The organism is Bradyrhizobium sp. 87 (genome assembly GCF_023073015.1).
Taxonomy (GTDB): domain Bacteria; phylum Pseudomonadota; class Alphaproteobacteria; order Rhizobiales; family Xanthobacteraceae; genus Bradyrhizobium; species Bradyrhizobium canariense_D.
This window is the reverse complement of the sequence record NZ_JADPIQ010000048.1, coordinates 143921-167541: the sequence shown is the minus strand read 5'-3', so window position 1 is coordinate 167541 and position 23621 is coordinate 143921. Positions and strand designations below refer to the sequence as shown.

Here is a 23621-nt window from a genome sequence, read left to right as displayed (position 1 = left end):
CTAGAATCCCGCGCGTGTCTTGCCGTATCCGGCCGGTGCCGTCGCGTTCGCATCGAGCAGCCAGCGCGCGCGAGGCTGTGCTTCCATCGTGTCGGTCATGCCGAGCGCGAGACGTTCCGCGCCGGCCCAGGCGATCATTGCACCATTGTCGGTGCAGAGCGCCGGCGGCGGCATGATCAATTGTGTTCCGGCTTTCCTCGCAACGTCATGCAGCGCGCCGCGGATCGCCTGATTGGCGGCGACACCGCCGGCCGCCACCAGCGCACGCGGTGCACCGAACTGCTCGCGGAAGAGTTTCAGGCCGACGCTCAGCCGGTCGGCGGTGGAGTCGAGCACGGCGGCCTGGAAGCTCGCGCAGAGATCGTTGACGTCCTGCGGTGTGATCTCGGCCAACCGGCTTGCTTCGTTGCGCACCGCTGTCTTCAATCCCGAGAGTGAGAAGTTGGCGTCGGGGCGTCCCTGCAGCGGCCGCGGAAACGCAAATCGCGCGGCATCGCCGTTGGCTGCCGCGCGCTCGACCTGCGGGCCGCCCGGATAGGGCAGCCCCAGCATCTTCGCCACCTTGTCGAAGGCTTCGCCGATCGCATCGTCGACGGTGGTGCCGAGCCGCACATACTGTCCGACGCCGGTGACGGCAACGATCTGGGTATGGCCGCCCGAGGCGAGAAACAGGCAATAGGGAAATTCGAGTGCGTCGGTCAGGCGCGGTGTCAGCGCATGCGCTTCCAGATGGTTCACCGCGACCAGCGGCGTGTCGTGCACCATCGCGATCGCCTTCGCGGTGGTGAGCCCGACGATGACGCCGCCGATCAGTCCCGGGCCCGCGGCGGCCGCGACACCGTCGAGCTGGGCGAAGTCGATGCCGGCCTCAGTCATGGCGCGGTCGATGATGCCGTCGAGCAGGTCGACATGGGCGCGGGCCGCGATCTCCGGTACCACGCCGCCGAAACGGGCATGCTCCTCGACCTGCGACCACACGATATTGGACAGGATCTTGCCGCTGCCGTCAGGCGCACGCTCGATCACCGCCGCGGCGGTCTCGTCGCAGGTGGTTTCGATGCCCAGTACCAGCATTGGCGAATTGTTATCCAATTTGCGCCCTTCCCGCCCCCTTGCGCTCATCCGCAAAGCAGAGTTCTGGTACGTCCGGTAGCATTCCGGGGTCGGCCAACGCAATCGTCACGCGCTGCCGTTCCTCGTGAAAGCGCCACCGCCACGTGGTTCGGGAACACAAGCGATGTCCATTCTTGTCACACGGCCGCATCCCGACAATGAGGCGACGTCGGAAAATCTGCGTGCACGGGGTCATGTGGTGCTGCTCGCGCCGGTGCTCAAGTTCGAGCCGGTCGCCTTCCATGACGAGAGTGAAACGAGCTACAGCGCCGTCATTGTCACATCGGCCAATGCGATCCGTGGCGTCGCATCGCAATTACCGGACCTTGGTCTCCTGCAGCGGCCGCTGTTCGCGGTCGGCGAGCACACGGCTGCCGCCGGGCGCGATGCCGGTTTTGCCGAGGTGATCGTCGCCGGTGGCGATGCCGCTGCCCTGCGCGACAAGGTGATGCAGAGCGCGCGCGACAAGCGGCTGAAGAAAAAGAGCACGTTGCTCTATCTCGCGGGCGCGGATCTGTCGCGCGACCTCGGCGGGGAGCTGGGCGCCGAAGGCTTCATCGTCATCACGCAGACGACCTATCGCATGGCGCCAGTCAAGCTGTTGCCGCGCGATGTCTGTGAAGGCTTTGCCGCCCATGGGATCGAGGCGGTGCTGCACTACTCCCGGCGCAGCGCGCGGGCTTTCCTGGAGGCCGCGCGGGCGGAAGGTGTCGAAATCTCGGCTCTGGCGATCCCGCAGTGCTGCCTGTCCGAGCCGGTCGCCGGCGTACTGCGCGAGGCCGGTGCCTCGCAGGTTCTGGTTGCGGCGACGCCGGACGAAAATGCCTTATTTGACACCTTGGAGCGTGCTTTGCGCACCCGTTTGGCGTAAGAGGTCGGGCCGAATCCGACGCAATCGGGTCCGTTCGTTCAGGGCAGGTAAGTGTGAGGAACCGTCACGATGGCCGACGACAAGCCTGAAGACGCAGGATTGGCTCCCGAGTCCGGCCGCGCCAAGCGCATCCCGCCCACCATCGACCTCGAGGCGACGGAAGTCTCGACTCAGCCGCAGCAGGTGACGGGCGAGCCTGAGGCTGGGGCAGCGACCGAACAGGCCGCGCATGAGCAAGCCAAATCTGAAGAGGGCAAGTCTCAAGAGGAAAAGTCTCAAGAGGTAAGGTCCGAAGAAGCTATTGCCGCGCCGCAGCCCGAACCTGCCGAAGAAGAGTCTTCCGTTGCGTCCGCGTCGGTATCGCCGTCGATTTCACCCTGGGTTATCGCTGCGTTCTCCGGCGCCGTCGCAGCCGCAATCGTGATCGCGGTCGGCTGGATGCTGGGCTGGCCTGCCGTGCAGGCGCCGCCGGCTGCTCCGCAAGTGACGGGCGCAACCGTCGAGGCGCTGAGCGGGCGCGTGGCCGCGGTCGAAGCCAAGACGGGCAAGCCGGCCGCCGATCCGGCCATGGTGGCGCGGATCGATGCGCTGGAGAAATCCGCAACGAGCCTGCGCAGCGAGATCGCCAATCTGCGCGCACAATCCGACAAGACTGCCAGCGCCCTAAACGACGCGACATCGGCGCCGCGCGCTGCCGCGCCCGATCTTGCCGCTCTCAACGACCGCCTCGCTCAGCTCGAACGTGCCAGCAAGACCGAACGTGCGGAACTCGCACAGCAAAGCGAGAAGATCGCCGACGCGAAAACGATGGACGACAAGCCGCTGCGCCATGTGGTGGCGGCGGCCCTGCTCGACGTCGCCGTTCGCCATGGCGATGCCTACGAGTCGCAGCTCGCCGCCGCGCGGTCGCTGGCAGCAAAGCCGGAGATGCTGAAGCCGCTCGACACCTTTGCGTCGTCAGGCATTCCGACGCCGGTCGCCTTGAGTCGCGAGCTCCTCAACATCGTGCCAAAATTGTCGCCGCCGGCGGAAGCTCCGGCCAGCGGCACCGGAATCGTCGAGCGCCTTCAGGCGGGGGCGTCGAAACTCGTCCGCATCGAGCGTACCGACGGGGTCGGCAACGATCGCGGCGCGATCGTCGCGCGGGTGACGGCGGCTGCGTTGCGCAACGATTTCGTCGAGGCGCGGCGCGAGTTGAAAACGCTGCCCGAGGCCGATCGTGCACCGGCGCAAGCTTGGCTCGACAAGACCGATGCCCGTGACGCCGCGCTCGCCGCGTCACGCAAATTCGCCGACGCCGCCATGGCGGATCTCGTCAAGCCTGGTCAATAAAGGTTCGCGCAACAATCAGCGCGTATAGGGATCGTCATGCTTCGCATCGTCCTCTTCCTCGTTCTGATCGCACTGGCGGCGGCCGGCGCGGCCTGGGTTGCCGATCAGCCCGGCGACCTCGTCCTGACTGCGGGCGCTTTCCGCGCCACAACGACGCTTCCCCGCTTCGTGTTCTTGCTTGGTCTCTTTGCCGCGGCAGTCGTGCTGGTCTGGAGCCTGCTGACGATGGCCTGGCGCGCTCCGGGGCGTCTGCGCCGCCGTCGTCACGAAAAGCGCCATGCTCGCGGCCGCCACGCCATCACCCACGGCCTGCTTGCGATCGGCCATGGCGACACCGCGCTTGCCCGTCGCCACGCCGATACCGCGCGGCGGCTGGCTGCAAACGATCCGCTCGCGCTTCTCTTGCATGCGCAATCGGCGCAGCTCGAGGGCAATCGCGACGAGGCCCAGCGCGTCTTCCGTGCCATGGCCGAGCGCGAGGACACGCGCCTGCTCGGCCTGCGCGGCCTGTTCATCGAGGCGCAGCGCGCCGACGATGCGGTCGGCGCCGTGATGATCGCCGAGGAAGCGATCAAGCTGTCGCCGTCCTCGACCTGGGCCTCGCATGCGGTGCTCGGCTTCCGCTGCGCGCGCGGCGACTGGAGCGGCGCGCTCGCGATCCTCGATTCGAATCTGTCCGCGGGCCTGATCGACAAGCAGGCCTATCGCCGCCAGCGCGGCGTGCTGCTCGCCGCCCGCGCGCTGGAATTGGAAACAATGGACCGCGACGTCGCGCGCGAGAGCGTGATGCAGGCGGTCAAGCTCGCGCCGACCCTGGTTCCGGCCGCAGTGCTCGCTGCAAAATTCGAGAGCGAGGCGCATCAGGTGCGCCGCGCCATGAAGCTGGTGGAAACCGCCTGGCTCGCCAATCCGCATCCTGATCTTGCGGATGCCTATGCGCATGTGAAGCTCGGCGATTCCGCGCGGCAGCGCCTGCAGCGGGTCGAGACGCTTGCGGCCAAGATTTCTGCCGACAATGCTGGCTATATCGAGGGCCAGCTGGCGATCGCGCGCGCCGCGATCGATGCGTCCGAGTTTGCCCGTGCGCGCGCGGTGCTGGCGCCTTACGTCAACGATCCCACCCAGCGCGTGGCGATGCTGATGGCCGAGATCGAGCGGACCGAGCATGGTGACGGCGGCCGGGCCCGCGCCTGGACCTTGCGCGCGGTGCGCGCCCGCCATGATCCGGCCTGGACTGCGGACGGTTATGTCAGCGACCGCTGGCGTCCGGTTTCCCCGGTCACCGGCCGTCTTGACGCCTTCCAGTGGCAAACGCCAGTCGCGAGTCTTCCTTCCGACAAAGGCGCCATGATCGAATCCTCGGCCTTCGAGGAAGCGATGCTGGCGGCTCCGCCGCCGAAGCGGGTGACGGCGGCCCCGAGCGAGAGCCCGGTGGAACCGGCTGTCATGGCGCCGGATCCGGTGCCCGCTCCGCAGGACAATTCGCCGCCCCTTGAAGCCCAGGAAATCTTAAAGGAAGCCGTCGAGGAGACCGCCAAAGAAACCGTCAAGGAAGAGCCGGTCGTCACGCCTGCCGAGCCGCTCAAACCGGCCCCTGAGATCGCCGAATCATCGTCCGCGGCGGCAACGCCGGTGTTCCGGACCCGCGCCGACCTTGGCAAGCCGGCACCAGCGCCTATTCCCGCCGTCATCCCGATCGTCCGCGCGCCTGATGATCCCGGGATCGATGACGAGGGTCCGAGCGATGAATTTACGGAACAAATCGGCACGCCCAGGGACCACGCAAAGGCCCAGGCCGGCGGCTGGCGCGGATTCTGGTCTCGCTGGGGCGGGTGAGCGGCATTTGGGAGCCGGCGCCACCTTGCCAATTCGGGCCATGCCCGATATCAGGAGCGCGCGTAACGGGACCGGCCTCGCGCGGGCCCCGGCAAGGTTCGCCGCAATAGCTCAGTTGGTAGAGCACGTCATTCGTAATGACGGGGTCGGGGGTTCGAATCCCTCTTGCGGCACCAGCGCCCCAGTGTCCGGCCCGAAGACATGGGTAACGGAACGTACCTAAGACATGGGTGACAGCCTCGCGCCGAACGGGTGTCGAGAGGTTGCAGGCGTCTGCTTCAGGTGCAGCGCGTCTCGCGCGGCGGTTATTAGCTTGCGGTCATCATCCGTCGCCATTGCATCGATCCTCGCTATCACCGCCGGGCATGCACTATCGCTGCGGATGAATTTCAAAGAACGCGTGCAGGCGCTCGGCAGGATCGGCTTTCATTGAGTACGGCCGACGGCCTGCCTTTGATACAGCTTCGTCCAATTGGGCAAACCGTGTTGCCCGCGCTTCAAGGTGATGCTTTTGACTATCTTGGTCGAGATTTGCGGGCAGAGAGATCATGGATCGAACGTTTGCAGCAAACGCTTTTCCGGCTGTCCTTTCACCGGCTCGGGCAATAACTTCTAGATCGACATGTATGTCGGCCAAGTTATAGGCGCTGATCTTTCCCCCGACGTTATCAGCAATTCTTTCGATTGTTTCTGCGCAGGTCTGCGCGATGTCGGGCCAGCCTTTGTCGAGCGCATCGAGTCCAAAGACCGCAAGATTGGCCGTCGCGTCGGACAAGTGGTGTCCCTTTGCAGGACGATCAGCAGGAAAAAATCCTCCCACCCAAGTTATGAGTGGCTTTAGGTCATCCACAACCGTCGAGATAAATTCCTCTGCACCTGAAGGTGGATGCGCGATCTGGCGCATGAGCACTTTCAGAATCGCATCGAGGGAGTCCAGCACCCATTTGGCCAATAGGGTGCCTTGAAAATCGATACTCGACAGGCGTCGGTAATGCCCGCGGACTTCTTCCGCGGCCTCAGATAGATCGGCGAAGGGATCGTTCCATGGCCGCTCTGGATCAACCTTGATCTTTGCCGCGATGCTTTCGACCAGCGCCGGGATGCTAGCTTCAAAGCCGAGTGCGTAAGCCGGGAAAACGTGTAAACGGCGTTTACCTGCGGCGTCAGCCAATATCTCGGACGGAATTAGTTCGGAAATTTGGTCTAACGTCGATTTTAGCGACCCTACTTCGAACAAGTCGTTCTCGATTTCAAAACGGACCGCGAAAAGAATGGCTTCAAACGAGCGGAACACCGAAATCTGATCCGACTTACCGTATCCATCCACAGCAATGTCAAAGAGCGCCTCGTTCGCCTCCATTGTTGTTTCCGTAGAGCCCACATCAGTCGAGCGGTTTTGAAGCACGGCTCCGAAACTGGAAATAGCACGCAATTTTGCGTCGGGCATGTTGGCCGCAAGCACCAAACGCGCCGCGCGGTGAAGGTAAAAGCAAGCACTATAGGCCAGCGGCGCTACTCTCTGCTCTGCCGCGCCGGGCGCGACAACAGACATAGCCTGCAATGTCATCCGGCCCATTGACGAGATTGAATGTTGCACAACTCGCTCGTTCTTGGCGGCAATCGCGTCCTCTATGATGTGCAGTATGCTCTCGTAGATGGGATTCAATACGTCCGATACGTCGCTCAGGTATCCAGCAAATGGAAATTTGGGATCTACATGAAGCGTTATGCTCTTCTTTCGTAGGTCTGAGTATTCGGTAGCGATAGTTTCAAGCGCGCCGAGGGTTTCGATGGTCGCATTCGAGTCGCGGCGAGCAATGAAACGGTGCGCAAATTCCTCAAGTTGCGCAATCGAGTGTTGGAGTCCTTGAGGTAAGCGCGTGCGCACAATTGTTTGTGCGTGGAGTGTCTGATCCATCTTACTCGGCGCGCCGTTAGCAACGACTTGAATTGCGACCACCTTCTCAGCAGCTCGTCCTATCCTGCGAATCTGCGCGCTGCTGACCCGTACGATTTGTCGGATGGCCGACTCTGGTGCAAGCAGGTTAAGTGTTGAAACGTAGAAGCGGCGCAGAGCATCGAATGATATTCCAAGAAGAAGGAATTGCAGCACCAGGGACATCTTCGGATCGAGCCGGACGGACCACCGCGTCCCCAGCAAGAGCGAGAGCATCGTAGTCGCCACCAAAATCAAAAAAACGCCGAGAAGAGCACGATCCTTAGCGAACTGCTGCAAAACAGAGATAGAAAATAATTCGGCGGCGCGTTGCGCAGGAATAATTGAAAGAGACAAAACTAGCGCAAGCGCAGCGCCAATTATTTGGGCGGCGGCTAAGTGCATCTCACTTGCTTTGATATCCGTGCTGTCAGCGATGGTGTAGAAGAGCACCGAGATTATCACGGACACAATTGTCGCGAGGAGCGTTGATCCTTTGGAGGCGACTTGCTGGATCGTTCGTTGCAGGCGCAGGTCTGTAGACAGTAGCGCTTTGATGTACGTCGCATGGGCGCGACGGCGGTACCCAAGGGCGACGCGGCCGAATTTGTGCCATCGCGACTCGCTAATTGGGTCGCTCAGCTTTGTGGGTGGTTCAGAGGTTCGCCCTAGCGGACTAGAGCGGGGTGCTTCCGCACGATGACCATCCCGAGCGGCAGTTGACTGCGGGCGAGACGGTGTAGACTCGCCTTCCTTCATATGTGGAAAGACCTTATACATTAGACAATTCGAAGATCAGCGAGGACGGCCAACTATAGTTGTCGTTCGCAGCGTCCACAACTATCGCACAGAGAGCTGCCGTTCCATCGCAACGGACGCGTTCGGGATCGAGCGCCACCCTGAGTGATCGTGATCACATAAACTCGCAATCGGCTCCCCTAGTGTCCAGCTCACGCCAAACACGGGGAGATTTCATATGCGCAAGATCATTTTGGTGACCGCCATGGTGCTGGTCTCTGCCTCTGCCCAGGCCGGAGGCCCGCGCAGCCTGTCGCTGTCCGCGGTGAGCGAGCCGGCTTCGGTTCAGCAAACGACGCCGGCGCTTGCCGCCGCGCCGACGCAGGTGAGCGAAGCAGCGCCTGCCGCCGAAGCTCCGAAATATCTCGATCGCCCGCCGGCGGTGTCGCTCAATGCGCCCGCGGCGGTTGCCACACCCACGACCACGACGGCCTCAGCGCCCGCGACGACGACGCAACCCGCCGCGAAGACAACGGCCAAGGCAGACAAGCCGAAGCACAAGCGCAGCTGGACCGAAGGCCGCATCATCAGCGAGCTGCATCGCCATGGCATCTACTGGTAAGATGCCCGCTCTCAAAAGGATATGGCCGGGACAAGCCCGGCCATCACGCGAGAGTTTTGAATCTGATCGGGCGCGTTACTGCGAAACCGTCTGCACCACGCTCCCGATCGGACGCGCGCTCGAGGTCGGCACCTTTAGGTCCTTCAGCAGCGCCTCGTCATATTCCGGCAGCGACTGGAGGGTCGTCTTGGCCTTCATCTGCACGATCTTGTAGCCGCCGGCCTTCAGCCGCGCGAGCAGCGCGGGCATGGCTTCGCCGGTGTGCTTCTGGAAGTCGTGCATCAGGATGATGCCCTTGCCGAGCTTGTCGAGCCTGGTCATCACGGTCTCGATGATCTTCTCCGGCGTGGCGCCCTTCCTGAAATCGAAGGAGTCGATGTCGGTCGAGAACATCGCGACGTTTCGGGTGCCGAAATAGCTCACGATCGCCGGATTGTGCTGGAGCTGCGGGAAGCGGAAGAACGGCGCCGGGTTGGTGCCGAGCGCGTATTTCACCGCGCTAATGCCCTTTTCGACCTCGTCCTTGGCCATCTGCTCGGTCATCTTCTTGCCGTTCAGATTGACGTGCGACCAGGTGTGCGTGCCGACCGTATGGCCCTGGGCCAGCACCTGGCGCAGGATCTCCGGGTGGTAGGTCGCATGCTTGCCGACCGAGAAGAACAGGCCCTTGGCGCATTCGTCCGCGAGCGCCTTCAGTACGGCGGGCGTGTTGACCGGCCAGGGGCCGTCGTCGAACGTCAGCACGACCTCCTTGTCGGTGAGGAAGTCGAACTGCTTGAAATGATCGAAGCCGAAGCCCGGACCGCCGGTGGTGTCGATCTCGACCACGCGGGAGACGCCGAGCGCGTTGGGATTGGCGCAGGTCGATTTCTGCTGAACCGGCATCGGCGCGGGTGCGGGCGCCGAGGCGGCTGCCGCCGGCTTGGCCGCAATCGCGGCCGTGATCGCGACGTCGTCCTTGGCGGCGAGCTTCGCCTGTGCCGGCAATGGATCGGCGGCACGGGCGGCAATCGTCTTGGGAGCGGCCTGGTCGGCGCGCGAGGAATAATAAAACCAACCGCCGGCGGCAATCACGACCGCCGCAACTACACTGGCCAGCATCAGGCCCAACGCATTACGCATCGCCATTCTTTCCAATTACGCAACCAAACCGGCGGAATTTCCCGCTCGACGAGCCATTAATGCGAAGGAACAGTTAACGTGACACCAACACGACAGCGGATATGGAGGAATTTCAGCGAGGTGCGCCAGCGTGACCGAGGTCACAGAGGGTGAGCCTCCCGTGACCGTCATCACAGTCGGAACTGTTTTGCTGGAGCATGGTCAATCCCATCAACAACGGCGGGCCCGCTTCCGCGGTGCCAATGGGAGCTTCAAATGACCAACTCGCTGAACATCAAGTCCTTAAGTAGCAAGATCCGCGACGTCAGCCTGGCTCTGGGCTTTGCCGCCATCCTCTCGATCGCCTCGACCGGCTCGAGCTTCGCCTTCTCGTCCGAAGCGCAGCAGCAGTGCACCGGCGACGCTTTCCGCCTGTGCTCGTCGGAAATCCCGAACATCCCGAAGATCACGGCGTGCATGATGAAGCATCGTTCGGATCTGAGCGCCGGTTGCCGTGCGGTGATGGACAAGGATCTCGCCAAGGGCGGCGCGTCACGCAAGGTCGCTGACGCCCAGGACAGTCAATAAGAGTCGATCAGTAACAGCAACGATAGCGTCGTTGCGTCGGTTAGCTCCCCTCGCGATGTGCCCCGGCGTGATGCCGGAGCGCCGCGGCGGCGCAAGCCCGTCTGCCAATAAAGCCGTTGCGGCTTCGGGATCGTCGCTCTAGCTTCGCCCGCACATCTTCCGGGTAAGAGGCATTACGCGATGACCAGATTTCTTTGCATCATTCCATTGATCCTGTTTGCATCGACTGCGTCAGCGCAGCAGCCCGGTCACGACGCCTGCGCGCGCGACGTCACGCGCTTCTGCCGTCCGGTGATGAACAATGGCGATGGCGCCGTGCTCGCCTGCCTCAAGCAGAACCGTACGCGGCTCACCAAGGGCTGCGACAAGGTGCTGACGGATCACGGGCAGTAAGACGTCGCTACGGACTCGCAAAACCTAAGTGCTGCTTCCCGCCGCAGTGGCGACCACGGGCAGCACCTCACTTGCTGCCTGGTCCGGCGTCTCCTCTTTCCAGCGCACCGAGCCGAACGGACGCTCGAGCATGCGGCGGATCCGCACCGGATCCGGGCCGATGTGGAAATCGATCGCCTCCTGATGCAGCGCGCGTTCGGACTGGGTCGAGCGGTTGCGCTGGCGCAGATAGTCGAGCCAGGTCGGGCAATGATAGCGCTCGGTCCACAATTCGGGATCGGCGATGTCGCGCGCGATCGACCAGCCATAGGCGCCGTTGCGCTGGCGAGAGAGCTGCACGTCCTGCATCACGTTGTGAAAGGCGCGGGCGTTCTCTTGGGCGACGCGGTATTCGATCTCGACCACCAGCGGCCCGCTGCGCGCCGTGAGCGACAATTTGACTTCCGGATCGGCCAGCAGATCGGCGTCTTCGTTGCGGGCGCCGACGCGCGGCATCGTGAGCCAGATTCCGAGCACCGGCGAGATCAGCATCAGGCCGGCGGCCGTCAGCAGCGCTACCTCGACGCCGGCATAGTCGGTGAGATGGCCCCAGCCCCAGGCGCCGATCGCGATGCCGCCGGAAATCGAAGCCTGAAACGCCGCGAGCGAGCGGCCGGCGACCCAGCGCGGCGCCGAGAGCTGCACGCCGATATTGAACAGCGCGATGGCGGCCATCCAGACCGCGCCGGCGAGCACCAGCGCAGCCGCGGTCAGCACCGGCTCGGTGCTCACGGCGAGAGCGGCCATCGCAAACGCCATCGAGATGGTGCAGGCGCGGATCGCGGCTTCGCCGCTCATGCGCTTGCGCAATTCGTGGATGTTGAGCGCGCCGATCACAGCGCCCATTCCGAAGGCGCCGAGCATGATGCCGTAGGTTTGCGCGCCGCCATGCAGCAGATCACGTGCGACCAGCGGCATCAACGCCATGATGGCACCGCCAATCAGGCCCATCACCAGCGTGCGCAACAGCACGATCTTGATCGGCGGCGAATTGGTGATGTAGCGGAAGCCCGATACCATGGCGCGGTTGAGCTTCTCCCGCGGCAGGCGCGAGGGTTCGGTGTTGCGCCGCCAGAGCAGCAGCACCACCAACAGCGGCAAATAGAGGATCGCGTTACACGCGAACGCCGCGACAGCACCGAGTGCGGCGACGATGACACCGCCGACCGCAGGGCCGAAGCTGCGGGCGATGTTGTAGCTGATGCCGTTCAGCGCGACGGCTGACGGCAGTGCATCGGGCGGCACCTGCTCGCTGACCGAGGACTGCCAGGCCGGACCGAACAGTGCGTTGCCGCTGCCAACCACGAAGCAGAAGGCGAGCAGCGTTTCCGGGGAAATGAAGTTGAGCCAGGCCAGGACCGTGAGTGCGGTCGCGCCAGTCAGCGCGATCATGAGCGCGATCAGGGTGACGATACGGCGGTCATACATGTCGGCGATGGCGCCCGCCGGCATCGAGATCAGCATGATCGGCAGCATCAGGGCGGTCTGTACCAGCGCCACCTTGTCCGCCGAGGCCGCCATCTGCGTCATCGCCCAGGCGGCGCCCACGCCCTGGATCAGCAGGCCGAGATTGGAGAGCAGGCTGGCGAGCCAGATGCGCCGGAACACGGTGTACCGTAGCGGCGCCATGATGCCGTCGGCGTCAATTTTCTGACGGTTCGTCTGCTCGGTCATATCCCCTTCCAAATGGGCTGGCAGAAGTGGCGTCGGCGTGGTCTTTGGGCGATTTCGGCAAGTTCAGTGATGCCCGCGAAAGTCCTTCGCTGTCCAGTGGTTAGGCCGGTATAAGCGGTGCACAGAGATGCTTTTGCCGGGGAGGAACAGATGAAGCTGTCACGACGGATGATCTTGCAAGGTGCCGGCAGCTTGCCCTTCGCAATTGCGAGCTTGCGCACGGGCGCATTGGCTCAATCCGCACCCACTGCGCCGAGCGAGGTGCCGCCAATCCTGTTCGTCCACGGCAATGGCGACTACGACGCGCTCTGGATGACGACCTTGTGGCGGATGGAATCCAACGGCATTGCGCGCGATCGCATGCATGCGATCAATTTCAACGATCCCAATGCGCGAAGTGACGACAAGGTCGAGCAGGCGGGCCGCTCCTCGACCGAGGACCAGCGCCGCGAGCTCGCCGCCGCCATAGCCGAATTGAAGCGCAGCACCGGCGCCGCCCGCGTGGCGCTGGTCGGCAGCTCGCGCGGCGGCTATGCCATCCGCAACGTCATCAAGAACGGCGGCGCCGGCGATGTCAGCCACGCCGTGCTGTGCGGCACGCCCAATCACGGCGTGTTCGCGACTGACGACCAGCCCAACAGCGAGTTCAACGGCCGCGGCGCGTTCCTGCTCGGCCTGAACGAGGGCGAGAGTGAGGTGACGCCGGGTGTTGCCTTCCTGACCTTGCGCAGCGACGGCATGGACAAATACGCGCAGGCCGATGGCCGCTTCATCGGCAAGCCCGGCACGCCGACCGGCGTCAGCGTCGAAGGTCCGGAGTTGAAGGGGGCCACCAACCTCGTGCTGGGCGCACTCGATCATCGCGAGGTGGCGTTTCACCCCCGAGCCTTCCGCGAGATCTATAAGTTCATTGCCGGCCGCGAGCCCGCGCGAATCTCGATTGTGCCGGAGCAGAGCGTCAGGCTGAGCGGCCTCGTGACGGGCACACCGGGCGGTGCGCCGACCAATCGGCCGGTGGCCGGTGCAACCGTCGATATCTTTCGGGTTGATCCTGAAACCGGTGAGCGCAAGGGCAGCGCCGTGCACAGCGCGAAGACCGGTGCCGACGGCCGCTGGGGACCGGCGCAGGTCGAACCTTCCTGGTCGCTCGAATTCGCCCTCGCAGCGCCGGATGCGCCGACGACGCACATCTACCGCTCGCCCTTCCCGCGCTCGTCCGACGTCGTTCACCTGCGCGCCGCGCGCCCGCTCGGTCCCGCGGACAAGGACGCCGGGGCCGTCGTGATCATGTCGCGTCCGCGCGGCTATTTCGGCCTGCCGCGGGACGTGGTGCTGCTCGACGGCAAGGAGCCGGCGGACGTCAAATCGGGTGTGCCCACGGATTCGACAGCAACACTGCGCCTTCCGGCCGGCGAGGTCGGGCGTAACATCGTGGCCGAATTCAACGAAGAACGAATTGTGGCACGCGCCTGGCCTGCCTCCGAGAACAGGATTGCGATTGCCGAGCTGACTTACTAGCTAACTGCCTGCGCCACCCCTCCGGGAGAGAGCCATGAACATCGCCAGCGTGCGTCGGCCCATCGTCCCTCCGACGCCGCCGCGAGCGCCCGACGACATGTCGTTCCTCGGCCGGCTTGCCGTGATCAAGCGGAATATGATCGCGACCTGGGGGCAGCGCGCCTATGAGGAAGACGTCATTGAAGGCCGCTTCTTCTTCCGCAACAGCTTCATCCTGAACCGGCCGGATGCGATCCGGCATGTCCTGCTCAGCAATTACGAGAATTATTCGCGTACTCCGGCGGGCATCCGCATGCTTCGTCCCGTGCTCGGCGACGGTCTTCTGATTGCGGAGGGCCATTCGTGGACGTTTCAGCGCCGCACCCTCGCGCCGGCGTTCACGCCGCGTGCGACAGCAAATCTCGTTCCGCACATGACGGCGGTGCTCGACGAGACCATCGCAAAGCTCGACGGGCGAACGAGCGAGCCGGTCGATCTGCGCGAGATCATGCAGCGCATGACGCTGGAGATCGCCGGCCGCACCATGTTCTCGTTCGGCATGGACCGGCATGGTCTGACCTTGCGCAACTTCGTCATGGAGTATGGAGCCCGACTCGGACGGCCGTACTTGCTCGACATGGTGCTGCCGCTGTCCTGGCCGAGTCCGATGGATTTTGCCCGCGCCCGTTTCCGCAAGCGCTGGACCGAATTCGTCGCGATGCTGATCGCCGAGCGGCGTGAGATGGGCAAGAAAGACGGCGCGCCGCCGCGCGATCTTTTCGATCTCATGGACGAGGCGCGTGACCCTGAAACCGGCAAGGGCTTTTCGGACGAACAACTGGTCGACGAAGTCGCGACTATGATCCTCGCGGGTCACGAGACCACGGCGACCGCGCTGTTCTGGGCGCTCTATCTGCTCGCGCTCGATCCCGATACGCAGGAGGAGATCGCCTCCGAGACCCGCGGCGAGCACCTCGACAGCATGGCCGACATCGATCGGCAGAAGTTCACCCGCGCCGTGATCGAGGAGACCATGCGGCTTTATCCGCCGGCCTTCCTGATCGCCCGGGCCGCGCGCGAGAAGGACAACGCGGCCGGCGTCGCCATCGGCAAGGGCGACATCATCATGATCGCACCGTGGCTGCTGCACCGGCACGAGAAGCTGTGGGATCAGCCGAACGCGTTCATTCCAAAACGCTTCATGTCCACGGAAGCGCCCGATCGATTCGCGTATCTGCCCTTTGGCGCGGGTCCGCGCGTCTGCGTCGGCGCCCCCTTCGCGCAAGCCGAATCCGTGCTGGCGCTGGCCCGGCTGATCGGTGCGTTCCGTGTCGAGCTTGCCGATACCAGCCCTGTCATTCCGCTCGGCGTCGTCACGACCCAGCCGGACCGGTCGCCGCTGTTCCGCATCACGCGTCGGTGACAGGCGTTCGCCTGGCCGACGGCGTGATCCACTCCAGATAGAGTTGCGCCATGAGCGATATCCAGGCCCAGTTTTCCGTTCTGAAGCAGACCGCCGATGCGAAAGTGGTCGACGCGATCGCGCGCCTCATCGAGGACGGCGAAGATCACGAGCTCAACCGCGTCAATGTACTCGATTTCGCGAAGCAGCACGGTCTCGATGAAGAGCACGCGATCTCGGCATTCCTGCATTCGGCGCGGCTCGGCCTGTTCGATCTGGGCTGGAATGTGCTGTGCCCGGGCTGCGGCGGCGTGTTGGGTGCGCACTCGACCCTGAAGGCGCTCAAGCCAGACAATTATCATTGTGCGCTGTGCGCCTGCGGCTACAAGGCCTCCGTCGATGATCAGGTCGAAGTCTCCTTCACCGTCAATTCACGTGTCCGGCGCATTGCGGCGCATGATCCCGATACGCTTCCGGTGTGGGAGTACTTCAAGCAGGTGTTCTGGAGTTCCGGCGTCGACTTCAACAAGGAATCGTTTGCGACGCTCGCCAACGAGGTGACGCTGGACACGATGGAGCTCCCGGCCGGCGAGAAGGCGACCATGTCGCTGCAACTGCCGGACGATTTCATCATCATCTTCGAACCGGTGACGCACGCGGCGCATTTCATCGACGTGCAGGGCGAGCCCACCAAGGACCGTCAGCAGCTCGCCATCATGTACAACAGGGTGCAGGCGCCGACGGGAACCACGACCATGCGGCCGGGCCCGCTGCGGCTGTCGCTGGAGAACCAGGCCGGCGTACGCGTGCTGCCGTCGGTGTTCATCGCGGCCGAGGCGCTCCATCACCTCATCGGCAAGCGCAAGCCGTTCCTGACCGCCAAGCGGATGCTGTCGAACCAGATGTTTCGTGATGTGTTCAAGGCGGACAATCTCAGTCTCGACCAGCGGCTCCAGATCACCTCGCTGACCTTCCTGTTCACCGATCTGAAGGGATCGACCGCGCTCTATGAGCGCGTCGGCGATCTTGCCGCCTTCGACCTCGTGCGCGCGCATTTCCATGCGCTGCTCGAGATCATCTCCTCCGAGAAAGGCGCGGTGGTGAAGACCATCGGCGACGCCGTGATGGCGACCTTCGTCCGTCCCGAGCATGCGATCGCAGCGGGTTTGCGGATGCGCGCGGCGATGGACGAGCTCAACAAAAAGCGCGGTACTGCCGATCTCATCGTCAAGATCGGCATCCACGAAGGTCCGTGCCTCGCGGTGATGCTGAACGAGCGGCAGGATTATTTCGGCCAGACCGTCAACATCGCCGCCCGCGTGCAGAGCCTCTCGACCGCGCAGGAGATTCACATCACCGGCCCGGTGCTGGATGCGCCGGCGGTTGCCGAAGTCCTCAAGCAGCGCGAAATCAGGCCGATCCAGAAGCAGGCCGCACTGCGCGGCATCGCCGACAAGATGGTGGTGTACGAGATACCGTGACTGGTGTCGTCCCGGCGAAGGCCGGGACCATACCGCGTGATTTCCGAAACAGGCTGGATGGTCGTTACCAAAGCCTTCGCCAAACCGCAGCCTGTGGTTATGGGTCCCGGCCTTCGCCGGGACCACATGTGCGCACTTGCCTTGCCCTACTCCAAAATCACAGACTCAGATTGCCGAAACGTAATGCGACGCGCGGAACTGACGCACGTTGCGCCGGTTGAATTTCCTACTCATATAATGCTGGTAGCGGTCGCGCTCCGCGGCTTCATCGATTTCGGTAGGACCTTATGCTCGACGGCCTGCGCCAATTCATCGCCGACATTGTTGCTCCCCATGCCCAGGACCGCGCTTTCGGTGACGGTGATTACCGGCTGGCGGCGACCGCGCTGCTGGTTCACGTGATCTCGCTGGACGGCCAGCCGACGGCTGCCGAGCAGCGCAAATTGCACAGCCTGATCGAAAGCCACTTTGGGCTCGATCGCGGCACCGCGGATCGTCTGATCGCGGATGCGACGGAGGTCGAGGGCGAGGCGGTCGACCTCTATCACTTCACCAGCATCATGATGCGCTCGCTCGACGAAGAGGGCCGCAAGCGGGTCGTCCAGATGATGTGGGAGCTGGTCTATGCCGATGGCCAGGTTACCGAGTTCGAGGATAATGTGGTCTGGCGTGCCTCCGACCTGCTCGGGATTTCGCAACGCGACCGGATCGACCTGAAGCACGCGGTCGCAGATCGTGCCGGTGGTCAGGTCAAGGACAGCGCGGTCGGCGGGTGATCACTGCCAATACCGCCAATTGGCGGTTGTGCGGACCACATGACGAAACTTTAATGTAGCCTCGGGGCTGCCCTGGTTCCGGTTTTCCCCTGTAAAAACGGGGTTTTCCTGCTTCCCCCGTTTCCCGCTCAGGTGGCTATGCGGTGGACGCCGCTTGCCTGTCGCGCACGGCCTATGCTCTCGTTCCAGCATTGCGGCGCCAAAAAAACTTCAATTCAAGAGATCTCGATCGTGACTGAGCGGGTAACGTTGATCACCGGTGCCTCGGCGGGCATCGGCACGGAGCTAGCGCGTGTGTTCGCCGCGAACGGACACCGTCTTGCGCTGACGGCGCGACGCGCGGACCGGCTCGAGGCGCTCGCAAACGAGCTCGCTGCCAAGGGTGGCAAAAAGCCGATCGTGATCGCCTGCGATCTTGAGGATGCGGATGCCGGCGAGAAGATCGCCGCCGCACTCGCTGCCGAAGGCGTCGAGCTCGATCATCTCGTCAACAATGCCGGCTTCGGCGTGTTCGGCGACGCAATTGAGCGCGACCGCGTCGAGCAGGTCGGCATAGTGGATGTCAATGTCCGGGCTCTGACGGATCTGTCGCTGCGCTTTGCCGATCAGCTGATCAGGAACAAGGGTGGCCTTCTCAACGTCGGATCGGTCGCCGGCTATCTGCCCGGCCCCGGCATGGCGGTCTATTACGCGTCCAAGGCCTATGTCATTTCCTTCACCGAGGCCTTGCGGGCGGAGCTTGCACCGCACGGCGTTCGCGTCACCGTACTTTGCCCGGGCCCGGTGCCCACCGAATTCCAGGCGCGCGCCGGCGTTGGGTCCGGACATGATACGGCCCTTCTCAATGTTCCTGCCGCTGAGGTCGCACGACAGGCCTATCGCGGCCTGATGGCCAACAAGCGGGCCGTGCTCCCCGGTCTGGGCATCAAGATTGTGCCATTCGCGCTGCGCTTCTTCCCGCGCGGCTTCATCCTGTCCGCCACCAGCCGGTTTCAGAGACAAAGACGCTAGAGGGAGCTCTCGGTCGGTCGTGGCCCGGAGCTTGCTTTCTATCGGGAGTGTGTGTGCGCAAACTCACACGAAATTAACGATCGCTTAGTTATGCTGGCGGTCAGAACCGATAGCAGTCGCAAAGACCATGTCGTTCCGGACGGACAGATTTGGTGGCGCAGATGTGGTGCCCTTCCCCAGAAGGACGCCTGATGTCGCCGCCTTCGAAACCCGGTTGCCGGTTCTGATCATCCTGCATCAGGAATCCTCGACGCCCGGCCGCGTCGGCAATGCGCTGCGCGCCCTTGGCCACCGCCTCGACATCCGCCGTCCCCGCCTCGGCGATCCGCTGCCTGAGACCCTCGACCAGCATGCCGGCGCTGTGGTCTTCGGCGGTCCGATGAGCGCCAATGATCCCGACGACTACATCCGCCGCGAGATCGACTGGATCGAAATTCCGCTCCGCGAACAGCGGCCGTTCCTCGGCATCTGCCTCGGCGCGCAGATGCTCGCGAAGCAGTTAGGAGCCCGCGTCGCGCCGCATGCCGATGCGCTGACCCAGATCGGCTACTACCCGATCCGCCCGACACCCGCGGGACACGGGCTCTGCCCGAATTGGCCGGCACGGGTCTATCACTGGCATCGCGAAGGCTTCGAGCTGCCGGTTGGCGCTGAACTGCTTGCCGAAGGCGATGATTTTCCGGTGCAGGCGTTCCGCACCGGCAACGCTTTCGGCGTGCAGTTTCATCCTGACGTGACCTACGCCATGATGCATTGCTGGACCACGCGCGGCTATGACGGTCTCAGCGCGCCCGGCGCGCGGCAGCGGCATCATCACTTCGCGGACCGTGCCGTCTACGATGCCGCGGAACGGGCCTGGCTTGATCAATTCATCGACGGCTGGCTGGCGCGTCGGCCGTTGCTGGCGCAAGCCGCCGAGTGATCGCGCCCTCCCAGGCCGTTGGCACAAGCCCTTGTCTCATCCCTTGATATGCTAGGCTCATGTCAACGAGCGCGCGCGAAACTGCGCCGGCAAACAAAGGGAGAGCACCATGGCTTACGAACACATTCTCTATGAGGTCAGCGACAAGGTCGCGACCATCACGCTCAACCGTCCCGATCGCATGAATGCGTGGACGCCGATCATGGAGCGCGACGTGCGCCATGCGATGGAAGCATCGAGCGCCGATGACAATGTCCGCGTCATCGTGATCACCGGCGCGGGCCGCGCCTTCTGCGCCGGTGCCGACATGGACGCATTGAAGGGGCTCGACCCCGATGATGTCAGGCGCGCGTCGAACCTGCCGCCCTTCGACATGAACCGGCGGCCGGACTGGCAGACGCGCCATGGCTTCTACCCGTCGATCGGAAAGCCTGTCATCGCCATGCTCAATGGCGCGACCGCCGGCATCGGCCTCGTCCACGCGCTCTATTGCGACCTGCGCTTTGCCGCCGACAACACCGTGTTCACCACCGCCTTCGCCCGGCGTGGTCTGATCGCCGAGCACGGCATCAGCTGGATGCTGCCGCGAATCGTCGGCCACGCCAACGCGATGGATCTGTTGCTCTCGGCGCGCCGCGTTTCGAGTGACGAGGCGCTGCGGATCGGGCTGGTGAACCGGCTCTGCTCGCCCGAGAAGCTGCGCGAGGAGACCTATGCCTATGCGCGCGACCTCGCCGATTTCGTCTCGCCGAGCGCGATGGCCGTGATCAAGCGGCAGCTCTACGAGGTGCCGTTCCAGACGCTGGCGGAGGCGACGATCGAAGCCAACCGGGACATGATGGTGGCGCTGAACGGCAGCGATTTCCGGGAGGGGGTCGCGAGCTTCATGGAGAAGCGGCCGCCGAGGTTTACGGGGAAGTAGGGAAGCTTAAGGGGCAGTCCGTCTTCGCCCTGCGGGCTACGCCGGACACCACGCTTCGCCCCTCGAGCTCCGCGCGGCTGCGCCACGCGTAGCCCGAAGGGCGAAGCGTGGTGGAGCCAGGCGGGATCGAACCGCCGACCTCGTCATTGCGAACGACGCGCTCTCCCAGCTGAGCTATGGCCCCTTTTGTAGGCCGCTCTGGTCAATGCGGCCGACAACCGGGCGCCATTTAAGTCCCCGCCAAGGTCAAGTCAAGGACGGGTGTAACCCGGTTTTAGCCATCCCGGCACCGACTTCCCTTGTTTGGACCGGGGGGAACCGATATCTAGCAGCAGGCGTCAATCCCGACCGCAGCCAGAATTTTCAAAAGTCAGAGTCTTCAAAAGCCATGCGTGCCGTTCTCGACATCGTCATCATCGTGCTCGACCTCTACGTCTGGCTGCTGATCGCGTCCGCGATCCTGTCCTGGCTGATCGCCTTCAACGTCGTGAACACCCGCAACCAGTTCGTTTCGGCGGTGGCGGAGTTCCTGTACCGAATCACCGAGCCGGTCCTGGCTCCGATTCGCAATTTCCTGCCCAGCCTCGGCGGCCTCGACATCTCGCCGATCATCCTGATCCTGCTCATCATGTTCATCGAGCGGGTGATCCTGTATTACATCTACCCGAACGTGATCTAAGCAAGCTGGAGCGCCCTGGGTTGCCAAAGAACCTTGTCATCAAGGAACCTTGGCGTTACGGGGCCGCAGGTATCAGCATCGCGCTGCGGGTGACGCCGCGCGGCGTCCGCGACGACATCGACGGGATCGAGCAGCTCTCCGATGGCCGCAGCGTGCTCAAGGTGCGGGTGCGCGCTATCGCAGATGGCGGCGAGGCCAACAAGGCCGTTCTGGTGCTGCTGGCGAAATCGTTGGGCGTGCCCAAGGCCAGCGTCAAACTCCTGTCGGGAGCGACCTCGCGGCTGAAGCAGATCGCGGTCGACGGCGATCCGGCGCGGCTCGGCGAAGCCCTGCGCCAGCTCGCATCAGCCAAATCGACAGACTGAGGGAACTGACATGACCGCCAAGATCATCGACGGAAAAGTCATCGCCGCAGAACTTCGCGCCCGCGTCGCCGACGAGGTCGCACGCGTCAAGCGCGAGCACAATCTGGTTCCGGGCCTTGCGGTGGTCCTGGTCGGAAGCGACCCGGCGAGCGAGGTCTATGTCCGGTCGAAACACACCCAGACCCAGGCCGCCGGCATGGCCTCGTTCGAGCACAAGCTGCCGGCCGACGTCTCGCAAGCAGATCTCCTGGCGCTGGTCGCAAAACTCAACCGCGATCCCGCCGTGCACGGTATTCTGGTGCAACTACCGCTGCCCAAGGGCCTCAATACCGAGGCGGTCGTCAATGCCATCGACCCCGCCAAGGATGTCGACGGGCTGCATCCGAACAATGCCGGCCGCCTCGCCGGCGGTTTCGAGGCGCTGTCGCCCTGCACGCCGCTCGGCTGCATCATTTTGACCAAGAGCGTGCATGCTTCGCTTGAAGGCATGAACGCCATCGTCATCGGCCGCTCCAACCTCGTCGGCCGACCGCTGGTGCAGCTGTTGCTGAACGAGAACGCCACGGTGACCATCGCGCATTCGCGCTCGCGTGACCTGCCCGGGCTCGTGAGGCGCGCAGACCTCGTCTATGCCGCCGTCGGAAAGTGCGAGATGGTGCGCGGCGACTGGCTGAAGCCGGGGGCGACCGTGATCGACGTCGGCATCAACCGGATTCCGAGGGACGACGGCAAGACGCGTCTCGTCGGCGATGTTGCCTATCAGGAAGCGCTCGCCGTGGCTGGCGCCATCACGCCGGTACCGGGCGGCGTCGGTCAGATGACAGTCGCCTGCCTGCTCGTGAACACGTTGCGCGCGGCCTGCGCGATTGCAGGGCTGCCGAAGCCGGCGGTGTAGTTCACCTCGCCCCGCAAGCGGGGCGAGGGAGCAGAGCTCAGGCCTTCTTCTTTTTCTCGCGATCGATGCCTTCGAGGATCAGCTTGTGCGCATCTTCGGGGCCGCCCCAGCGCAGGATCTTCACCCACTTGCCGGGTTCGAGATCCTTGTAGTGCTCGAAGAAGTGCTGGATCTGCTGGAGCGTGATGTCCGGCAGGTCGGAATACGACTTCACCTTGTCATAGCGCTGCGTCAGCTTCGACGACGGCACCGCAAGAATCTTCTCGTCGCCGCCGGCTTCGTCTTCCATGAACAGCACGCCGACCGGGCGCACGCTCATGACCGCGCCGGGAATGATGGCGCGGGTGTTGATGATGAGGACGTCGCAGGGATCGCCGTCGTCGGACAGCGTGTGCGGAATGAAGCCGTAGTTCCCGGGGTAACGCATCGGCGTGTAGAGGAAGCGGTCAACCACCAGCGTGCCGGCTTCCTTGTCCATCTCGTACTTGATCGGTTCGCCGCCCACGGGGACTTCGATGATGACGTTGACGTCGTGAGGGACGTTTTTCCCGATCGAGACCGCATCGATACGCATTCAAGGCTCCGTTGTTGCCGAGGTTAAATCGCACCCGGCAGCGATTTTGGCGCTGTCATACGCGGGCTTGGCCCGCTGATCCATCGCGTTTTTGTGAAATAATGAATCCGGCGATCACCGGCTCAAGGCAGCGGTATCGACGGAAGGAAAACGCTGCCGGCGGGACTTCAGCAGCTCAATTGGTCCAAGCGAAGGCAACCTTGTCGAGCGACTTCGGCCCGAAACGCTCCGAGGACCGCGCCACCATGCGGCCGCCCAAGGCGCGGTAGAACTCGGTGGCCGGATCGTTGTCCGAGAGCGCCCACACCACCATGCTCTTCAGGCCGCTCTGCATCAGGTCGCGGCGGGCCGCGGTGAACAGGCGGCGACCAAAGCCCAGGCCCTGGAATTCGGGACGCAGATAGAGCTCGTAGACCTCACCGTCGAAATGCAGGCTGCGGGCGCGGTTGCGGCCGTAATTGGCGTAGCCTGCGATCTTGTCGCCGAACACCAGCACGCTGACGCGGCTGCCCTTGCGGATCGCGCTGTCCCACCATTGCGGACCGCGGCGGTTGATCAACTTCTCCAGTTCGGCGCCGGGAATGATGCCCTGATAGGCGGAGCGCCAGGCTTCGTCATGGGTGGACGCCACCGCAGTTGCATCTGCGGCTTTGGCCGGCCGGACCTCGATCAGGGTTGTGCTCATGGACGTGATCAAACCAAGTCGCCGCGCCGGCGGCAAGACCTATCGTTAATTATCGGTTAACGTGTGGACTTTCTGCATCAGTATTTGAACCATGTTGTACCGAAAAAAGACAAGACGCCGATTCGAATGGCACCGGGGTGCTCTGCGCCGGTGCAAAACTGCTTTGCGG

Annotated in this window: 22 protein-coding genes and 2 tRNA genes; 17 read left to right on the top strand and 7 right to left on the bottom strand. The window is 63.6% G+C overall.

What is annotated here, in order from left to right:
• Entirely contained in the window at window positions 1-1074 is a 1074-nt protein-coding gene (tsaD, locus tag IVB50_RS10390) for a tRNA (adenosine(37)-N6)-threonylcarbamoyltransferase complex transferase subunit TsaD (RefSeq protein ID WP_018459700.1), read from the bottom strand.
• Window positions 1075-1237: 163 nt separating this feature from the next.
• On the opposite strand from tsaD, the gene IVB50_RS10385 reads away from it, so the two are divergent.
• From IVB50_RS10385 to IVB50_RS10370, 4 genes are all read left to right on the top strand, one after another.
• Window positions 1238-1984 carry a uroporphyrinogen-III synthase gene (locus IVB50_RS10385; RefSeq protein ID WP_247295803.1) on the top strand — a complete coding sequence of 249 codons (747 nt, stop codon included), beginning with the start codon at window positions 1238-1240 and terminating at the stop codon, window positions 1982-1984.
• A gap of 69 nt (window positions 1985-2053) precedes the next feature.
• Complete coding sequence (locus tag IVB50_RS10380) at window positions 2054-3316, top strand: hypothetical protein (RefSeq protein WP_018459702.1); 1263 nt, start codon at window positions 2054-2056, stop codon at window positions 3314-3316.
• A 36-nt stretch (window positions 3317-3352) separates the two neighbouring features.
• Window positions 3353-5152: a heme biosynthesis HemY N-terminal domain-containing protein gene (locus tag IVB50_RS10375; RefSeq protein ID WP_018459703.1), complete on the top strand. Its 1800-nt coding sequence runs from the start codon at window positions 3353-3355 to the stop codon at window positions 5150-5152.
• Window positions 5153-5252: 100 nt separating this feature from the next.
• Window positions 5253-5328 (top strand) — tRNA-Thr (locus tag IVB50_RS10370).
• Between the two features lie 194 nt (window positions 5329-5522).
• Here IVB50_RS10370 and IVB50_RS10365 read toward each other — a convergent pair.
• Window positions 5523-7541, bottom strand: coding sequence for a hypothetical protein (locus tag IVB50_RS10365; protein WP_157643122.1), 2019 nt, complete (start codon window positions 7539-7541; stop codon window positions 5523-5525).
• A 523-nt stretch (window positions 7542-8064) separates the two neighbouring features.
• Here IVB50_RS10365 and IVB50_RS10360 point away from each other — a divergent pair.
• Window positions 8065-8448: a hypothetical protein gene (locus tag IVB50_RS10360; protein ID WP_018459732.1), complete on the top strand. Its 384-nt coding sequence runs from the start codon at window positions 8065-8067 to the stop codon at window positions 8446-8448.
• A 75-nt stretch (window positions 8449-8523) separates the two neighbouring features.
• Here the strand turns inward: IVB50_RS10360 and IVB50_RS10355 are convergent, their stop codons facing one another.
• Window positions 8524-9570: a polysaccharide deacetylase family protein gene (locus IVB50_RS10355; RefSeq protein ID WP_247295801.1), complete on the bottom strand. Its 1047-nt coding sequence runs from the start codon at window positions 9568-9570 to the stop codon at window positions 8524-8526.
• 255 nt (window positions 9571-9825) lie between these two features.
• On the opposite strand from IVB50_RS10355, the gene IVB50_RS10350 reads away from it, so the two are divergent.
• Together IVB50_RS10350 and IVB50_RS10345 are read left to right on the top strand one after the other, a co-directional pair.
• Entirely contained in the window at window positions 9826-10137 is a 312-nt protein-coding gene (locus IVB50_RS10350) for a hypothetical protein (RefSeq protein WP_018459734.1), read from the top strand.
• Window positions 10138-10317: 180 nt separating this feature from the next.
• Window positions 10318-10530 (top strand): hypothetical protein, encoded by a 213-nt coding sequence (locus tag IVB50_RS10345; RefSeq protein WP_018459735.1) that lies wholly within the window; start codon window positions 10318-10320, stop codon window positions 10528-10530.
• 24 nt (window positions 10531-10554) lie between these two features.
• On the opposite strand, the gene IVB50_RS10340 is transcribed toward IVB50_RS10345, so the two are convergent.
• Window positions 10555-12243, bottom strand: a complete 1689-nt coding sequence (locus IVB50_RS10340; RefSeq protein ID WP_018459736.1) for an MFS transporter — start codon at window positions 12241-12243, stop codon at window positions 10555-10557.
• Between the two features lie 150 nt (window positions 12244-12393).
• Between IVB50_RS10340 and IVB50_RS10335 the strand changes: the two genes are divergently transcribed.
• The 7 genes from IVB50_RS10335 to IVB50_RS10305 all read left to right on the top strand — a co-directional run bounded on the left by IVB50_RS10335 (window position 12394) and on the right by IVB50_RS10305 (window position 20254).
• Complete coding sequence (locus IVB50_RS10335) at window positions 12394-13761, top strand: twin-arginine translocation pathway signal (RefSeq protein ID WP_018459737.1); 1368 nt, start codon at window positions 12394-12396, stop codon at window positions 13759-13761.
• Window positions 13762-13795: 34 nt separating this feature from the next.
• Window positions 13796-15163 carry a cytochrome P450 gene (locus IVB50_RS10330; RefSeq protein WP_018459738.1) on the top strand — a complete coding sequence of 456 codons (1368 nt, stop codon included), beginning with the start codon at window positions 13796-13798 and terminating at the stop codon, window positions 15161-15163.
• A 50-nt stretch (window positions 15164-15213) separates the two neighbouring features.
• Complete coding sequence (locus IVB50_RS10325) at window positions 15214-16623, top strand: adenylate/guanylate cyclase domain-containing protein (RefSeq protein WP_247295800.1); 1410 nt, start codon at window positions 15214-15216, stop codon at window positions 16621-16623.
• Between the two features lie 287 nt (window positions 16624-16910).
• Window positions 16911-17399, top strand: a complete 489-nt coding sequence (locus tag IVB50_RS10320; protein ID WP_085359631.1) for a TerB family tellurite resistance protein — start codon at window positions 16911-16913, stop codon at window positions 17397-17399.
• A 231-nt stretch (window positions 17400-17630) separates the two neighbouring features.
• Window positions 17631-18410: an SDR family oxidoreductase gene (locus IVB50_RS10315; protein ID WP_026233870.1), complete on the top strand. Its 780-nt coding sequence runs from the start codon at window positions 17631-17633 to the stop codon at window positions 18408-18410.
• A 127-nt stretch (window positions 18411-18537) separates the two neighbouring features.
• Complete coding sequence (locus tag IVB50_RS10310; protein WP_026233871.1) at window positions 18538-19332, top strand: glutamine amidotransferase; 795 nt, start codon at window positions 18538-18540, stop codon at window positions 19330-19332.
• A gap of 109 nt (window positions 19333-19441) precedes the next feature.
• A complete protein-coding gene (locus IVB50_RS10305) occupies window positions 19442-20254 on the top strand; it encodes an enoyl-CoA hydratase (RefSeq protein WP_018459743.1) in 813 nt (270 codons plus the stop codon).
• Window positions 20255-20362: 108 nt separating this feature from the next.
• On the opposite strand, the gene IVB50_RS10300 is transcribed toward IVB50_RS10305, so the two are convergent.
• Window positions 20363-20438, bottom strand: a tRNA-Ala gene (locus IVB50_RS10300).
• A 204-nt stretch (window positions 20439-20642) separates the two neighbouring features.
• Between IVB50_RS10300 and IVB50_RS10295 the strand changes: the two genes are divergently transcribed.
• Genes IVB50_RS10295 through folD form a run of 3 tightly spaced genes read left to right on the top strand, consistent with a single transcriptional unit; the run spans window position 20643 to window position 22193 of the window.
• Entirely contained in the window at window positions 20643-20933 is a 291-nt protein-coding gene (locus IVB50_RS10295) for a YggT family protein (RefSeq protein WP_007598721.1), read from the top strand.
• Between the two features lie 20 nt (window positions 20934-20953).
• Window positions 20954-21298, top strand: a complete 345-nt coding sequence (locus IVB50_RS10290; protein ID WP_018459744.1) for a DUF167 domain-containing protein — start codon at window positions 20954-20956, stop codon at window positions 21296-21298.
• 10 nt (window positions 21299-21308) lie between these two features.
• A complete protein-coding gene (folD, locus tag IVB50_RS10285) occupies window positions 21309-22193 on the top strand; it encodes a bifunctional methylenetetrahydrofolate dehydrogenase/methenyltetrahydrofolate cyclohydrolase FolD (RefSeq protein WP_018459745.1) in 885 nt (294 codons plus the stop codon).
• Window positions 22194-22230: 37 nt separating this feature from the next.
• Here the strand turns inward: folD and ppa are convergent, their stop codons facing one another.
• Together ppa and IVB50_RS10275 are read right to left on the bottom strand one after the other, a co-directional pair.
• Window positions 22231-22767, bottom strand: a complete 537-nt coding sequence (ppa, locus tag IVB50_RS10280) for an inorganic diphosphatase (RefSeq protein ID WP_007604168.1) — start codon at window positions 22765-22767, stop codon at window positions 22231-22233.
• Between the two features lie 175 nt (window positions 22768-22942).
• Window positions 22943-23452, bottom strand: coding sequence for a GNAT family N-acetyltransferase (locus IVB50_RS10275; protein WP_007598725.1), 510 nt, complete (start codon window positions 23450-23452; stop codon window positions 22943-22945).
• Between the last annotated feature and the right edge of the window lie 169 nt (window positions 23453-23621).